The sequence below is a fragment of the Streptomyces sp. AM8-1-1 genome (genome assembly GCF_032229325.1).
GTDB classification, from domain to species: domain Bacteria; phylum Actinomycetota; class Actinomycetes; order Streptomycetales; family Streptomycetaceae; genus Streptomyces; species Streptomyces achmelvichensis.
This window is the reverse complement of record NZ_CP135086.1, coordinates 3,637,438-3,652,499: the sequence shown is the minus strand read 5'-3', so window position 1 is coordinate 3,652,499 and position 15,062 is coordinate 3,637,438. Positions and strand designations below refer to the sequence as shown.

The 15,062-nt window shown below is 70.5% G+C and carries 13 protein-coding genes; 7 read left to right on the top strand and 6 right to left on the bottom strand.

Annotated elements, in window-relative coordinates; genetic code table 11:
* Positions 1-11 precede the first annotated feature (11 nt).
* Positions 12-1,100: an NAD-dependent epimerase/dehydratase family protein gene (locus RPQ07_RS16425; protein WP_313944895.1), complete on the top strand. Its 1,089-nt coding sequence runs from the start codon at positions 12-14 to the stop codon at positions 1,098-1,100.
* A 15-nt stretch (positions 1,101-1,115) separates the two neighbouring features.
* The gene (locus RPQ07_RS16420) at positions 1,116-2,177 is read left to right on the top strand and encodes a lysophospholipid acyltransferase family protein (protein WP_313944894.1); all 1,062 of its coding nucleotides are present in this window, start codon (positions 1,116-1,118) and stop codon (positions 2,175-2,177) included.
* A gap of 69 nt (positions 2,178-2,246) precedes the next feature.
* On the opposite strand, the gene RPQ07_RS16415 is transcribed toward RPQ07_RS16420, so the two are convergent.
* From RPQ07_RS16415 to RPQ07_RS16405, 3 genes are all read right to left on the bottom strand, one after another.
* Positions 2,247-3,449 carry a DUF5667 domain-containing protein gene (locus RPQ07_RS16415; protein WP_313944893.1) on the bottom strand — a complete coding sequence of 401 codons (1,203 nt, stop codon included), beginning with the start codon at positions 3,447-3,449 and terminating at the stop codon, positions 2,247-2,249.
* Positions 3,450-3,668: 219 nt separating this feature from the next.
* The gene (locus RPQ07_RS16410; protein WP_313944892.1) at positions 3,669-4,460 is read right to left on the bottom strand and encodes an ECF subfamily RNA polymerase sigma factor, BldN family; all 792 of its coding nucleotides are present in this window, start codon (positions 4,458-4,460) and stop codon (positions 3,669-3,671) included.
* Between the two features lie 289 nt (positions 4,461-4,749).
* The gene (locus RPQ07_RS16405; protein ID WP_313944891.1) at positions 4,750-5,691 is read right to left on the bottom strand and encodes an HAD-IB family hydrolase; all 942 of its coding nucleotides are present in this window, start codon (positions 5,689-5,691) and stop codon (positions 4,750-4,752) included.
* 156 nt (positions 5,692-5,847) lie between these two features.
* Between RPQ07_RS16405 and RPQ07_RS16400 the strand changes: the two genes are divergently transcribed.
* The 5 genes from RPQ07_RS16400 to RPQ07_RS16380 all read left to right on the top strand — a co-directional run bounded on the left by RPQ07_RS16400 (position 5,848) and on the right by RPQ07_RS16380 (position 11,468).
* The gene (locus RPQ07_RS16400; protein ID WP_313944890.1) at positions 5,848-6,123 is read left to right on the top strand and encodes a glutaredoxin family protein; all 276 of its coding nucleotides are present in this window, start codon (positions 5,848-5,850) and stop codon (positions 6,121-6,123) included.
* A gap of 350 nt (positions 6,124-6,473) precedes the next feature.
* A complete protein-coding gene (locus tag RPQ07_RS16395; protein ID WP_142214354.1) occupies positions 6,474-7,202 on the top strand; it encodes a redox-sensing transcriptional repressor Rex in 729 nt (242 codons plus the stop codon).
* Complete coding sequence (locus tag RPQ07_RS16390) at positions 7,199-8,857, top strand: glutamyl-tRNA reductase (protein WP_313944889.1); 1,659 nt, start codon at positions 7,199-7,201, stop codon at positions 8,855-8,857. The genes RPQ07_RS16395 and RPQ07_RS16390 overlap by 4 nt, the downstream gene beginning before the upstream one ends.
* Complete coding sequence (hemC, locus tag RPQ07_RS16385; protein ID WP_313944888.1) at positions 8,854-9,813, top strand: hydroxymethylbilane synthase; 960 nt, start codon at positions 8,854-8,856, stop codon at positions 9,811-9,813. The genes RPQ07_RS16390 and hemC overlap by 4 nt, the downstream gene beginning before the upstream one ends.
* The gene (locus RPQ07_RS16380) at positions 9,810-11,468 is read left to right on the top strand and encodes a uroporphyrinogen-III synthase (RefSeq protein WP_313944887.1); all 1,659 of its coding nucleotides are present in this window, start codon (positions 9,810-9,812) and stop codon (positions 11,466-11,468) included. The genes hemC and RPQ07_RS16380 overlap by 4 nt, the downstream gene beginning before the upstream one ends.
* A gap of 570 nt (positions 11,469-12,038) precedes the next feature.
* Here RPQ07_RS16380 and RPQ07_RS16375 read toward each other — a convergent pair.
* From RPQ07_RS16375 to pgsB, 3 genes are read right to left on the bottom strand one after another with little or no spacing between them, the layout of a single operon-like run.
* Positions 12,039-13,118 (bottom strand): C40 family peptidase, encoded by a 1,080-nt coding sequence (locus RPQ07_RS16375; RefSeq protein ID WP_313944886.1) that lies wholly within the window; start codon positions 13,116-13,118, stop codon positions 12,039-12,041.
* 37 nt (positions 13,119-13,155) lie between these two features.
* The gene (locus tag RPQ07_RS16370; protein ID WP_313944885.1) at positions 13,156-13,638 is read right to left on the bottom strand and encodes a poly-gamma-glutamate biosynthesis protein PgsC/CapC; all 483 of its coding nucleotides are present in this window, start codon (positions 13,636-13,638) and stop codon (positions 13,156-13,158) included.
* A complete protein-coding gene (gene pgsB / locus RPQ07_RS16365; RefSeq protein WP_313944884.1) occupies positions 13,635-15,056 on the bottom strand; it encodes a poly-gamma-glutamate synthase PgsB in 1,422 nt (473 codons plus the stop codon). Before pgsB ends, RPQ07_RS16370 begins: the two co-directional genes overlap by 4 nt.
* Positions 15,057-15,062 lie beyond the last annotated feature (6 nt).

The window sequence follows — 15,062 nt, the reverse complement described above, 5'->3', positions numbered from 1 at the left end:
AGGCGCTGATCTTGGGCAAGGTCGTGCTCGTCACCGGTGTGGCCCGGCAGCTCGGAGGGCGGCTGGTACGGCGCATCCTCCGGGATCCCGGAGTGGACCGGGTGATCGGGGTCGATGCGGTGGACCCCGAGCACCATCTGGGCGGTGCCGACTTCGTACGCGCCGACATCCGCCAACCGGCCATTGCGCGGGTGCTGGCCGAGCACGACGTCGACACGGTCGTGCACATGGACGTGACCGGTACGCCGCTCGGCGCCGGCGGCCGGACGACGGTCAAGGAGACCAACGTCATCGGCACCATGCAGCTGCTCGGCGCCTGCCAGAAGTCGCCGACCGTCAAGCGGCTGGTGATCAAGTCCAGTACGAGCGTGTACGGCTCGGCACCTCGCGACCCCGCGGTGTTCACCGAGACCACACCGCCCAAGTCCCTGCCCAGCGGCGGCTTTGCGAAGGACGCTGTTGAGGTCGAGGGGTACGTCCGCGGGTTCGCCCGCAGGCGCCCGGACGTCGCCGTGTGCGTCCTGCGGTTCGCGAACATCCTCGGCCCGTGCGCCGATTCCCCGCTGGCCGAGTTCTTCTCGCTGCCCGTCATGCCGACGGTCTTCGGCTACGACCCGCGGCTGCAGTTCGTCCATGAGGACGATGTGATCGACGTGCTGCGGATCGCGCTCGACGAGCCGCGGCGCGGCACGCTCAACAGCGGCACGTTCAACATCGCGGGCGACGGAGTGCTGCTGCTCTCGCAGTGCTCACGGCGTCTCGGGCGGCCGACACTGCCGGTTCTGCTGCCCGCGGTCACCTGGGTCGGCTCCGCGCTGCGTACGCTCGGTGTCACGGACTTCTCGCCCGAGCAGATCCGGCTGCTGACGCACGGCCGGGTGGTGAGTACGACGCAGATGCGCGAGACCCTGGGCTTCCAGCCGAAGTTCACGACCGCGGAGGCCTTCGCGGACTTCGCCCGCAGCCGGGGGCCGGGGCTGCTGCCGCCGGAGGCCCTGGCGGACGCCGTGGACCAATTGGCGGCGGCGCTGCCGGTCGGCGCCGGCCGGTCCGCCGGTCCGGCCTCCTCCCCCCAGACGACTCAGAGCGACGCCGAATAAGGAGCGCAGCCAACGATGGCGGACGCCAAGGTCATTCCGTTCGACGACGACCGTTCGCGCGGCAGCGCGCAGCGTGCTGCGCGGCGGCGCCCCACGGGCGGCACGAGCCGGCGCAAGGCCGATCCCGGCGGTATGCGGGAGATGCCCGTGAGTCCGCTGCCCGCGCAGCAGCCGGTGCTGAAGGCGTCGGACGCCCCCGACCCGGAGCCGCCGGTGCAGCCGCCGGCCGAGCGGGGCGGCGGCTGGGACCGGCGGATCGCCGGCGGTCTGGCGTTCCTGCGCCGCCGGATCACCGGGGACTACGAGGTCGACGAGTTCGGCTACGACGAGGACCTCACCGACCAGGTCCTGATGTCGATGGTCCGGCCGCTGTACGAGAAGTACTTCCGTGTCGAGGTGAAGGGGATCGAGAACATCCCCTCCGACGGCGGAGCGCTGGTGGTGGCCAACCACTCGGGCACGCTGCCGCTGGACGGTCTGATGATGCAGGTCGCCGTCCACGACAACCATCCGGCGGGCCGTCATCTGCGGCTGCTCGCCGCGGATCTGGTCTTCATGCTGCCGGTGGTCAATGAACTCGCCCGCAAGGCCGGGCACACGCTGGCATGCTCCGAGGACGCCGAGCGGCTCCTTCAGCGCGGTGAGGTCGTCGGGGTGATGCCGGAGGGCTTCAAGGGCATCGGGAAGCCGTTCAGCGACCGCTACAAGCTTCAGAGGTTCGGGCGGGGCGGGTTCGTCTCCACGGCGCTGCGGGCGGGGGCTCCGATCGTGCCGTGCTCGATCGTGGGGGCGGAGGAGATCTACCCGATGATCGGCAACGCGAAGACGCTCGCGCGGCTGCTGGGCTTCCCGTACTTCCCGATCACGCCGACGTTTCCGTGGCTCGGTCCGCTGGGCGCGGTGCCGCTGCCGACGAAGTGGACGATCCAGTTCGGGGAGCCGATCCCGACGGACGGATATCCGCCGGAGGCGGCGGAGGACCCGATGCTGATGTTCAACCTGACGGACCAGGTGCGGGAGCAGATCCAGCACACGCTCTACAAGCTGCTGGTGCAGCGGCGGTCGGTGTTCTTCTAGCGTCTGCCGTTCGGCTCAGCACGTGCCGGAGGGGCTGGATTTCTCCAGCCCCTCCGGCCTTGCTGTGTGTCAGTTGTCGTCCTCGGCCTCCAGGCCGAGACCCGGCAGGATTCCCGGCAGCAGCGGCGGGATGGTGATGTCCGGCTGCGGCGGGAACGGGTCCTTGCCCGAGGGCGAGGGTGTGTCGCCGTTCGTCGGAGGGTCGAACAGATCGCCCGGGTCACCGCCGAGCAGACCGTCGTCCGACGCCTCACCGGAACCCGAGGGCTTCGGCTGGCCGGCCTCGCCCGGACGGGACTCGCCCGTGCCCGGCGCGGACGGTGTCGTACGACTGCTGCCCGGGCTCGATGTGCGGTCCGAGTCCTGCGAGGAGGCTCCGGGACGCTGACCGCCGCCACGGCTCTGCTCCGGGGCGCGGGGCAGCAGCGACTGAAGCGGCTCGACCTCTTGGTCTATGGCGTCGAAGACGTCGTTGACGTCGTCGCCGACATCGGTCAGCTGGGCCGGCAGCCGGTCCCGCAGCCCGTTCCACGCGTCACGGTGGGCGCGTGAGAACGAGTTGAGCTTCTGGATCGGTCCGAGCGAGCCGTCCCGTTCGTACGCCTCGTGGAGCAGCCGGTGGCCCTCGCCCGCGTCGTGCCGCACGCCGGTGAGGGCGCGGCGGACCTCGCCCAGTGATTCGTGGTCCAGGGCGCCCGCCCGTCCGCGCTCCATGAGGCGGCGGGCCTCACTGAGCCGGGTGGATGCCTGGTCGAGGTACAGCTCGCCGCGGTCGGACTCGCCTTCCGCCATACCGAGCCGGATGTCCTCCATGCCGCGCTTCAGCCCGTACAGCGTGTCACCTGGAAGGGCGTCGGAACTGGCAGCGGCCACTCCGCTGAAGGCTCCCGCGGCGACACCGACGGTCAGACCGCCGGCCGCGAGACCCTTCGACCAGCGGGAGCGTGGTCGCAATTTCCGGAGCGGGGAAGCCCGATGGGCGCCGCGGCCGGTCGTCCGCTGCTCGGGCACCGTAGGGCCCGCGGACCTGCCTCCCGAGGCCGTGCCTTCCTGGAGCATGGCTTCCATGGCGGCCACGAGCTGCGCTCGCTGCACCACTTTGACCTCGGGATCCATTACCGGTCCCGGCAGCTCGCCGAGACCGTTCGCCAGCGCCAACAGCCGTCCGTGCTCGGTCGGTTCGACCGCATCATCCGGCTGCTCGGCCGCCTGATCTTCCAAGGCCTGGGCGAAGGCGTTCGCCCGCCGGTGCGCCGAAACGTTCGCGATCACTGGCGGCACCTCCTCTCGTCATGACGGTCGACTCCCCTCGGGGTCCGGAAGGTTGCACACCTTGAGCGCAACCACACGATCGAGTGAGTGGCTGCGGGCACGGCGTGACCACAGGGAGCCTGCATCCCGCACAACGAGCGTCGCGGCACTTGGGTTACGCGCGAAAGATGATCGGACCAGTGCGTCATCGTGGCGTCACCGATTGTGAGTTGGGGTCGGTCAGCGGGCGTCGTCGGGCAGGAGGCGGGCCAGGGTGCGTACGGCACGGTACTGGAGGGTCTTGATCGCACCCTCGTTCTTGCCCATCACCCTGGCGGTCTCCGCGACCGACAAGCCCTGCAGGAAGCGCAGAGTCACGCATTCCTGCTGCTGAGGATTGAGTTTCTTGACGGCTTCCAGCAGCGCGGCATTGGACAGGGACTCCAGGACGGAGTCCTCCGGACTGCGTTCGACCTCGTTGGCGTCGAGCATCTCGCCGGTCGTGACCTCCAGCCGGAAGCGGCTGGACTTGAAGTGGTCGGCGACCAGGTTCCGCGCGATCGTGACCAGCCAGGCCCCGAAGTCGCGGCCCTGCCAGGTGAAGGTGGAGATTCGGCGCAGGGCCCGCAGGAACGTCTCACTCGTGAGGTCCTCCGCCGTCGCCTTCCCGCCCACCCGGTAGTAGATGTAGCGGTAGACAGTGTCGCTGTACTGGTCGTAGAGACGGCCGAATGCTTCCGCCTCGCCCGCCTGGGCGCGTTCGACCAGCTCCATCATGCGGGCGCTGTCGCTGTCGGCACTGGGCCGGCGAGCGGTGGTCGAGGCGCCGGAGCCGCCCCGGCTGCTCCGTCTGCCGACCGCGCGGCCGTCGGCCAGGGCGTAGCAGGGAGCGGCGGGGCCGCTGGTGGCGAGGCGGGGCATGGCAAGGGCGGGGCCGGCGTACGCGGTGGGGACGAAACCGCGCAGGTGGTCGAGGACCGCCGCGCGGAGCGTAGCCAGGCCCGAGGCGTCAACCCCGACGTGTGGGTACACGGGACTCCCAGAGGCAGAGCTTCCATCACGTGCAGTGCGGGAATGTTCACCCGTCGTGGCGACTGGTGGGTTCCCGTATGCGTTTGAGGAGAATAACGCTTCGTACAGGCAGTGCTACACCCAGTTGCTCAAATCATCGTTTCCGTCGCTTCTGTTACGCCTCGGTGGCGGTTCAAGTAGCAGATCGTGAACGTTTGTTGATCGAAAAGCTTCGCGATATGACTCATCGCAGGGTGCGCCGCAGCCTGTTCCCTGCGGCCGGGAGCGTCCCGGATCGTCGCTCTGCGTGTCAGCGGCGGCGGCGGTGCAGGGCGACCGCGGCGGCCGTACCACCGGCGATGGCGCCGACGCCGGCCGCCGCCGGGATGCCGACCTTGGCCGCCTTGCGGCCGGTGCGGTAGTCACGCAGTCGCCATTCGCGCTCGCGTGCGTGCTTGCGCAGCTTCGTGTCCGGATTGATCGCATACGGATGCCCGACGAGCGAAAGCATCGGGATGTCGTTGTGCGAATCGCTGTACGCGGCGCAGCGGGCGAGCTCCAGGCCCTCGGCCGCGGCCAGGGCGCGGACCGCCTCGGCCTTCGCCGGGCCGTGCAGCGGCTCGCCGACGAGCTTGCCGGTGTAGACGCCGTCGACGGACTCGGCGACCGTGCCCAGCGCGCCGGTCAGGCCGAGGCGTCGGGCGATGATCGTCGCGGTCTCCACCGGGGCGGCGGTCACCAGCCAGACCTTCTGGCCCGCGTCCAGGTGCGCCTGCGCGAGCGCGCGGGTGCCGGGCCAGATGCGGTCGGCCATGTACTCGTCGTAGATCTCCTCGCCGATGCTCATCAGTTCGGAGACGCGGTGCCCCTTCACGATGGACAGGGCGGACTCGCGGACGTCCTGCATGTGCTCGGGGTCCTCGACCCCGGCGAGCCGGAACCAGGTCTGCTGCCAGGCGAATCTGGCCAGCTCACGGCGCTGGAAGAACTTCCGCTTGTACAGGCCGCGGCCGAAGTGGAAGATCGCGGCGCCCTGCATCACGGTGTTGTCGAGGTCGAAGAAGGCGGCGGCCCGATCGTCCCCGAGGACGGGGAAGTCGGGTTCGGCGGGCGGGGCGAAGCCGTCCAGCGTGCCGAATTCGTCGAGCTGCTGCGACGTCTTGCGCGCTGCCTCGGCTGCTGCCTCGCCGGCGAGCACGCTCCTTGCGGTGGCGGAGCGCCTACGGGGGGTGAGCCATCCCAGTGCGGCCATGGCGTGAGCATAGCCAGTCTGTTCGGGACTTCCCGACACGCCGGTGTGCCATGGCGTGAACTCTGCGCGACCGCTCTGTTAAACGGGTGATGCCGCTCTGCCGAGGGGCGCGGCGCGGGGGACCGGGCAGGCCGTGCGCGGGCGGAGAATGGCTCCATGAGTCCTCTGTTGCGGCGCGCGAAGAAGAAGCCCGGCGAGCGAGTGGTGACGCTGATCGGCAAACCGGAGTGTCATCTGTGCGACGACGCCCGGGCGGTCGTCGAGGAGGTGTGCGCCGAGACGGGCGCGTCGTGGGAGGAGAAGGACATCACCCAGGACGAGGCGCTGCACCGGGCGTACTGGGAGCAGATCCCGGTGGTGCTCGTCGACGGCGAGCAGCACACGTTCTGGAGGGTGGACCCGGGGCGGCTGCGGCGCGCGCTGGGGGCCTGACTCCCCCTTATGGCCGACTGCGGCGCCGCGCACGGCCGCGGCGGGCTGTCCGGCGGGTGTTCCGGCACTGTCACGGCTCTATCGGGACGCGAGGGGGACAGGGCACAGTAGACGGTCTCGGGGCGTATACGTGAGGAGTGTGTACGGGTTTGCCCCCTTCGGAGCCCCAACGGGCCGATGCGGTTCGAGGTTCCAGGTTCACGCGCGCGAAATGCGTGACCCCGGTCACTTTGCGCGGACAAAACGGACACCATCTTTGTGCACGCGTTCACAAAGACATAGCCTGCATTCGACGGGGCGGTCTTGGAACACACGGCCGCCTGCAGCCTCGCTCATCCCGCAGGAGCACCGTGGCAACTGGCCGAAATCACCGACCGGCGACCCGTAGCCGAGGAATCCCCGAGGCCACCGTCGCCCGGCTTCCGCTGTACCTCCGCGCCCTCACGGCGCTGTCCGAGCGATCCGTGCCGACCGTCTCCTCCGAGGAGCTGGCGGCCGCGGCGGGCGTGAACTCGGCGAAGCTGCGCAAGGACTTCTCCTACCTCGGCTCGTACGGCACCCGGGGCGTCGGCTACGACGTGGAGTACCTCGTCTACCAGATCTCCCGTGAGCTGGGGCTCACGCAGGACTGGCCCGTGGTGATCGTCGGTATCGGTAACCTCGGCGCCGCGCTCGCCAACTACGGCGGCTTCGCCTCCCGTGGCTTCCGGGTCGCCGCGTTGATAGACGCGGACCCGACGATGGCCGGCAAGCCCGTCGCCGGCATCCCCGTCCAGCACACGGACGAGCTCGAGAAGATCATCAGCGACAACGGTGTGTCGATCGGCGTCATCTCCACGCCCGCCGGTGCCGCCCAGCAGGTGTGCGAGCGGCTGATCGCCGCCGGTGTCACCTCCATCCTCAACTTCGCCCCCACCGTCCTCTCCGTGCCCGACGGCGTCGATGTGCGCAAGGTCGACCTCTCGATCGAGCTGCAGATCCTCGCCTTCCACGAGCAGCGGAAGGCCGGCGAGGAGGCCGAGGCCGCGGCAGGCCGGAAGGGACCCGACGGGGACATGCCCGCCGTGATGCCGGCATGAGCCTCCTGGTCGTCGGACTGAGCCACCGCAGCGCGCCGGTCAGCGTGCTGGAGCGGGCGTCGCTGTCCGCGGACGCGCAGGTCAAGCTGCTGCACGACACGCTCGCCGCGGAGCCGGCGGCGGAGGCCGCGGTGCTGGCCACCTGCAACCGCATCGAGCTCTACGCCGACGTGGACAAGTTCCACGCGGGTGTGGCCGAGCTGTCCACCCTGCTCGCGCAGCACAGCGGGGTGGGGCTGGAGGAGCTCACCCCCTATCTGTACGTGCACTACGAGGACCGGGCGGTGCACCACCTGTTCTCGGTGGCGTGCGGGCTGGACTCGATGGTCGTGGGCGAGGGGCAGATCCTCGGCCAGATCAAGGACGCGCTGGCGCTGGGGCAGGAACTGCACACCGCCGGGCGGCTGATCAACGACCTGTTCCAGCAGGCGCTGCGGGTCGGCAAGCGCGCCCACAGCGAGACCGGGATCGACCGGGCCGGGCAGTCGCTCGTGACCTTCGGCCTGGAGCAGCTCGCGGAGGGCGCGGACGTCGAGAAGTGGGCGGCGGACAAGCGGGTGCTGGTGATCGGCGCCGGCTCGATGTCCTCGCTCGCCGCGACGACGCTGGCGCGCCTCGGTGTGGGCGAGCTCGTCGTCGCCAACCGGACGCTGGACCGCGCCGAACGACTGGCCTCCGTGCTCGCGGAGACGGGCGGGGTGACCGCGCGGGCGGTGCCCATGGCTGCGGTCGCCGACGAACTGACACGTGCCGATGCGGTGGTGTCCTGCACCGGAGCGACCGGTCTCGTGCTGACGGCGGAGTCGGTCGCGACCGCGCTGGCCGAGCATGTGGTGCCGGTGGGCGCGGACGCCGCGTCGGCGGTCCAGGACCTGCGCGCGCCCGACGGCAGCCTGGTCGCGCGGCTGGCCGAGTTCGCCGCGCGGGACGGGCGGGTCGCGGACCTCACGGTCGGCGCCGAGCCCCGGGTCCCCGCCCCCGATGCCGCGACGCAGGCCGGGTCCGCGAGCGGCGAGGCCGTCTGTCCCGTGGGACTGGACGAGCTGCACGTCGCGGAGACGCTGGCCCAGCACGGCGCCTGGATGGAGAACGCCGAGCGGACCCTGCCGCGCAATCCCGCACCCGTGCGCACCAACGGCGCGGTGCGTATCGGACTGCTCGATCTCGCCATGCCGCGGGACATCGATCACGCCGTCCACCGGCTCCCCGGTGTGCGGCTCGTCGACATCGAATCGCTCGCCGAGGCGTCCGCCGACGCCCCGATGGCCGCCGATGTCGATCAGGTGCGCAGCATCGTGTCCGACGAGGTCGCCGCGTTCGGTGCCGCCCAGCGGGCCGCGCGCATCACGCCGACCGTCGTCGCGCTGCGCACCATGGCCGCCGATGTCGTCGCCGGTGAGATCGCGCGCCTGGAGGGGCGGCTCACCGGTCTCGACGAGAAGCAGCGCGCCGAGATCAACCAGACCGTCCGCCGCGTCGTCGACAAGCTGCTCCACGCGCCCACCGTGCGCGTCAAGCAGCTCGCCAGCGAGCCCGGCGGCGCCGGATACGCCGACGCACTGCGGACGCTCTTCGACCTCGACCCGGAGACGGTCGCCTCCGTCAGCCGGGCCGACATGAATGACGCAGACGTCAAGAACCGAGGGCGAGTATGACCGAGAGGGCACTGAGACTCGGGACCAGGCGCAGCAAGCTCGCCATGGCCCAGTCCGGGCAAGTGGCTCAGGCGGTGCGCCAGTTGACCGGCCGTGCCGTCGAGCTCGTCGAGATCACCACGTACGGGGACACCTCCCGTGAGCATCTCGCGCAGATCGGCGGTACGGGGGTCTTCGTCACCGCGCTGCGGGACGCCCTGCTGCGGGGTGACGTCGACTTCTGCGTTCACTCGCTGAAGGACCTGCCCACCACGCAGCCCGACGACCTCACGATCGCGGCCGTGCCGCGGCGCGAGGACGCGCGGGACGTGCTGGTGGCGCGCGACGGACTGACCTTCGACCGGCTGAACGACGGTGCCCGCATCGGCACCGGTTCGCCGCGACGGATGGCGCAGCTGAACGCGTACGCCCGCGCGCACCACCTGCGCATAGAGACCGTGCCGATCCGGGGCAACATCGACACCCGGATCGGATACGTACGAAGCGGGGAGCTGGACGCGGTGGTTCTCGCCGCCGCCGGGCTCCACCGCATCGGAAGGATCGAGGAGGCGACCGACTTCCTGTCGGTCGACTTCGTCCTGCCGGCCCCCGGCCAGGGGGCCCTGGCGATCGAGTGCACCGCACAGAACGCGGAACTCGCCGCCGTACTCGCCGAGCTCGACGACCCGTACACCCGGGTCGCCGTGACCGCCGAGCGTTCCCTGCTCGCCGCCCTGGAGGCCGGCTGCAGCGCACCTGTGGGTGCGCTTGCCGACCTGTTGGCCGACGGACAGGTTGTCACCGAAATGCGCCTGCGCGGCGTCGTCGGCACCACCGACGGCTCGACGCTGGTGCAGCTGTCCACCACCGGTCCCGTACCCACGTCGCACGGCGACGCCATCGCGCTCGGTCGCGAACTCGCGTCCGAGATGCTCGCCAAGGGTGCGGCCGGTCTTATGGGGGAGCGAGCACTTTGAGCCCCATCGCCAATCCGACTTCGGCGTTCTCGGCACACGGGCACGTCACTTTCCTCGGCGCCGGTCCCGGCGACCCCGGACTGCTGACACTGCGCGCCGTCGAGGCACTCGCGGGAGCCGACGTACTGATCGCCGAGCCGGATGTACTCGACGTCGTACGCGGCCATGCGCGGGCGAGCGTGAGCACGCCTGAACTGACGGTTGTTGACGATGCGTCAACAGCCGCCGGAATCCCCGTACTCAGGGATGCGGCCAATCTTGTCATGGAGGCCGCGCGCGGCGGCAAGCGGGTCGTCCGTGCCGTGACCGGTGATCCGGGACTGGACACCGACACAGGTCAGGAGATGCTGGCCTGCGCCGCGGAGGGAATTCCCTTCGAGGTCGTGCCCGGTGTCGCCACCGCGGTGGGCGTACCCGCGTACGCCGGTGTACCGCTGCGCGACGCCCAGGGCACGGACGTCCGGTTCGTCGACGCCCGTACCGCGAGTGAGCGGTGCTGGACCGAGATCGGCGCCAGCGACGGGACGGTCGTCGTCTCCAGCACGCTCGAGACCGTCGCCGCGGCGGCGGGCGAGCTGGTGGCCGCGGGCCGCAAGCCCGACACCCCGCTGACCGTGACGGTCGCCGGTACGACGACCCGTCAGCGGACCTGGACCGCGACGCTCGGCACGATCGCGCAGACCCTCAAGCAGGCGAAGGTGCTGCCTTCGCCCGAGGGGCACCGGTCCGTCATAGCCGTGGTCGGTGAGCGCAGCTCGGCTGCTCAGCGCGACCAGCTCGCGTGGTTCGAGTCGAAGCCGCTGTTCGGCTGGAAGGTGCTCGTGCCGAGGACCAAGGAGCAGGCGGCGTCGCTCTCCGACCAGCTTCGTTCCTACGGCGCGGTGCCGCACGAGGTGCCGACGATCGCCGTGGAGCCGCCGCGGACGCCGCAGCAGATGGAGCGGGCGGTCAAGGGGCTCGTCACCGGACGGTACGAGTGGATCGCCTTCACCTCGGTGAACGCGGTCAAGGCGGTCCGGGAGAAGTTCGAGGAGTACGGGCTCGACGCGCGTGCCTTCGCGGGCATCAAGGTCGCGGCGGTCGGCGAGCAGACCGCGGCGGCGCTGGTCGACTTCGGTGTGAAGCCCGACCTGGTGCCGAGCGGTGAGCAGTCGGCGGCGGGTCTGCTGGAGGACTGGCCGCCGTACGACCCGGTCTTCGACCCGATCGACCGGGTGTTCCTGCCGCGCGCGGACATCGCGACGGAGACGCTGGTCGCGGGCCTCATCGAGCTGGGCTGGGAGGTCGACGACGTCACGGCCTACCGGACCGTGCGGGCGTCGCCGCCGCCGGCGGACACGCGTGAGGCGATCAAGGGCGGCGGGTTCGACGCGGTGCTGTTCACGTCGTCCTCGACGGTGCGGAACCTGGTCGGGATCGCGGGGAAGCCGCACAACGTCACCGTGATCGCGTGCATCGGTCCGGCGACCGCGAAGACGGCGGAGGAGCACGGGCTGCGGGTGGACGTGCTGTCGCCGGAGCCGTCGGTGCATCGGCTCGCCGAGGCGCTCGCGGAGTTCGGGGCGCGGAGGCGGGGTGCGGCGCTGGAGGCGGGCGAGCATGTGACGCGGCCGTCGGAGAGACGACCGGGGGGTCGTCGCCGCCGCACGACCTGACACTGCGGGAGGGCCCGCGCCCCTGTTCCGGCTGCCGCCGGGGTGGGGGTGCGGGCCCTTTTGCGTGCGGGGCAGGTTCAGCCCGTCCGGCGTGCTCCACGACGGTGGTGCGGCCGGTTCCCGGGGCGCTGCCCCGGACCCCGCGCCTCAATCGCCGGCGGGGCTGGATGTGCGGGCCCAGCCCATGGTGGGGCTGGTTGTGCGGGCAAGTTGAGCCCGTCCGGCGATTGAGGACACGCCCGTAGGGCGTGCCCCACGACGGTGGTGCGGCCGGTTCCCGGGGCGCTGCCCCGGACCCCGCGCCTCAATCGCCGGCGGGGCTGGATGTGCGGGCCCAGCCCATGGCGGGGCTGGATGTGCGGGCAAGTTCAGCCCGTCCGGCGATTGAGGATACGCCCGGAGGGCGTGCCCCACGACGGTGGTGCGGCCGGTTCGGGGCGCTGCCCCGGACCCCGCGCCTCAATCGCCGGCGAGGCTGAATGTGCGGGCCCAGCCCCCGGTGAGGCTGGATGTGCGGGCCCGAGCCCATGGCGGCGCGGGATGTCCGGGCTCACCCCGAGCGCGTGAGCATCACAACCGCTTCGCGCTGCGCAGCTTCGACGCGTAGTAGCCGTTGCCGTCCAGGCGCGACGTGCCTCCCTTGTCGCCGATCGTCGGGCCGTTCGCCTCCTCGCGGCTCGAGATGAAGATCTTGTGGCCGTCCGCGTCGTTGCCCAGGTACATGCCGATGTGGTCCAGGCGCTGCGCCGTGCGGGCGTCGAGCTTGAAGAAGACCAGGTCGCCCGGCTGGAGCACGTCGATCGAGCTGGGGCGGTCCTTCGGGGTGATGCCCTTCAGGGGGATCACGTCGACGCCCGCCTTCGAGCGGGCCATGCCGTTCGCCGTGCGCGGCAGGCCGTCGCCCGCCTCGTCCGTCGCCATCAGCGGGTAGCGGCCCCGGTAGCCGAAGACCGTACGGATGAAGCCGGAGCAGTCGATGGCCCGGTACTTCGCCGGCTCCGCCGCGAGAGTCGTGCCGTTGCGGAACGTGTACGAGCGGCCCAGGTAGTCGTAGAAGTCCGACTGCTCCAGGCGCAGATCGCCGCCCTCCGGAGTCGCGTTCGGGTTCAGCGGACCGAACGCCGCGTCGCCCGCGTACTGCGTGCCGTCGGCGTCCTTCTTGACCGGTGCCTGGTCGCCGTACTGGAACGCGATGGCGAACAGGTCCTCCTTGCCGCTGCCGTAGTACTCCTTGAACCATTCCTTGAACCACTGCTCGCGCTCGGCACCCTTGCGCCACTCCTCCGGCATCAGCCGGACCCAGTTCTCCGTCACCACCTTGGACTTGGTGGTGGCGGGCTCGGCGAAGGTGCGGCTCGGGCCGGTGAGGGTGGCGGTGCGGGCGCCGTCGGTGAAGGTGGCGAGCACGTCGCCGTCACCGCCGCGCAGCACCGAGCGGGCGGGGTTCTTCAGCCGCTCCCACTTCTGCGACCCGTCGTCGTCGACGCTGCCCGCGTCGACGGGCTTGTCGGTGACCGTCTGGATGGCGGGCGCGTTGGCCTGCTCCTCCTTGCGCAGCTCGATCGTGAAGTATGCGCTGCCTGCCAGCAGCGCGATCACGGTGGCCACGTGCAGTACGGGACGTGTGCGGCTCTTGGACTTGGCGGTCATTCGCTGGCTCCGGATGGGTCGTTCGGCGGACGGGGCGTCACGCGTGCGGCATGAGGCCGAGCAGGATTCCCGCGGTCAGGACGACGTACGTGGTGAGCGTCGCCGATCCGGTCGCGAGAAGCGTGGCGCCCTTGGGCTGGCGCACCAGCTGGTAGGCGATGAGGCCCGGCACGATGAAACCGAGGGTCTGATTGGCGTACAGGAGCGGGAACTCCATCTGGAGCACGATCACCACGGTGGCCTGGAGCAGGACGCCGATGAGCACCACCGCGGCGAACAGCCGCTTGCCGTACAGGATCACGAAGCGCTGGGTGACGAGCGTGAGGACGTACGTCAGCACGGTGACACCGACGACCAGCGCGGCGCGCTGGAGGTCCTCGATGAGCGTCAGGGCCAGCCAGCCCGGCGTGATCATGCCGCCGGGCGACAGGTTGGTGGTCAGGTAGCACAGCAGCGAGAACAGCAGGCCCAGCGCGATACCGATCGCGGCGATCTCGGGGGTGAGGACGGCGGGGATCAACGGGGCTCTCCTGGGTTCTGCCACTGCTGGGGGATCGAGGGGTGCTGCTGCTGGTGGGGGTACGCCTCGGGGTGGTGCTGCCGCGGCCCCGGCCTGCCCTGCACACGGCGCTCCTCGGTGGCGGCGGGCAGGTGCGCGTACGGGTCGAGGTGCTGCACGTACAGCGACATGGTGTGTTCGTGCCGGGCGTGCTCCGGGGTGCCCTCGGGCCCGTCCGGGATGTCGTCGTCGTCCGACTCGTCGGGGGGCAGCTCCGCGAGGTGTTCGAGGAGGACCTCGCCCTGGCCGTGGATGTTGCCGATGGCGACGAGTGAGGAGTTCTCGCCGAGATTGCCGAGGAGTTCGTGCATGAACTCCTCGCCGTCACGGCCGTCGCCGCCGAGGTCGACGGCGTGCCCACGCCACTCGGCGGGGATGGCGTCGATGGCGCTCTTGGCCGGGTGGCCGATGACGAACACCTTGTCGGGCTGGAGGTCGGGGATGATCTGGCCCATCTGGCCGTTGCGCTCGACACGGTCGGGGCGGCAGTTGATCACGACGTTCAGCGGTCTGTTGATCGCGCCGAGGTCGAGCAGCTGGTTGATGTTCATCAGCGTCGACTCGGGGTCGTTGGCCGCGAAGACGTTGGCGAAGCGCAGCCGCTTGCCGCCGGGCGCGAGGTAGCGCTCGACGGAGAGGACACCCGGGTCCGGCGGTGCGTCGTACATGCCCTGGAGCGCGGTGGCGCGGTCGACGCCGAGCAGGTCGGCGACGGTGAGCGCGATGGCCACGTTCTCCTTGAAGGTGAACCAGCTGAAGCCGCGCAGCTCTTCGTCGGAGACCGTCTCGGGGTCGGCGTAGATCAGTTGGCAGTCGCGCTTGTCGGCCTCCTCCTGGAGGACGTTGAAGCGGTCCTTCTCGGCGGTGACGCAGATGCCGCCGTGCGGCATGGAGCGGGACAGCGAGCGCGCGATGTCGTCGAGCGTCGGGCCCATCTCCGCGACATGGTCCTCACGGACGTTGCACAGCACGCCGATCGTGGACTGGATCAGCTTGGACTGGTTGATCTCCTGGAGCGCGGGCATCACGGCCATGCACTCCATGACCAGCGCGTCCGGCCGGTAGGAGGCGGCGCGCCGCACGATGCCGATCTGCTCGACGACGTTCGCGATGCCGAACTTGCGGTAGACCGGCTCCTCGGTGGCGTCGGGGTGGATGAAGCGGGCGGCGGTTCCGGTGGTCTTGGCGACCGTCGTCAGTCCGCCGCCGCGCAACGCGCCCGCGCACAGGCGGGTGATGGAGCTTTTTCCGCGGATGCCGTTGACCAGCACCCGCGTCGGTATCTGGTCGAGGCTGGCGAAGTGCCGCCGCTGCTCGACGATGCCGGCGATCAGCATGATCGTGCAGCAGACGACGAGCACGGTGTAGAGGAAGAGCACGGCGGT

What these genes read in the sequence shown, in the direction of transcription:
- RPQ07_RS16405 (WP_313944891.1), bottom strand. Translation starts at nt 5,691, where the DNA reads ATGGCCGCACTGGGATGGCTCACCCCCCGTAGGCGCTCCGCCACCGCA.
- RPQ07_RS16375 (WP_313944886.1), bottom strand. Translation starts at nt 13,118, where the DNA reads ATGACCGCCAAGTCCAAGAGCCGCACACGTCCCGTACTGCACGTGGCC.
- RPQ07_RS16420 (WP_313944894.1), top strand. Translation starts at nt 1,116, where the DNA reads ATGGCGGACGCCAAGGTCATTCCGTTCGACGACGACCGTTCGCGCGGC.
- RPQ07_RS16390 (WP_313944889.1), top strand. Translation starts at nt 7,199, where the DNA reads ATGAGCCTCCTGGTCGTCGGACTGAGCCACCGCAGCGCGCCGGTCAGC.
- RPQ07_RS16400 (WP_313944890.1), top strand. Translation starts at nt 5,848, where the DNA reads ATGAGTCCTCTGTTGCGGCGCGCGAAGAAGAAGCCCGGCGAGCGAGTG.
- hemC (WP_313944888.1), top strand. Translation starts at nt 8,854, where the DNA reads ATGACCGAGAGGGCACTGAGACTCGGGACCAGGCGCAGCAAGCTCGCC.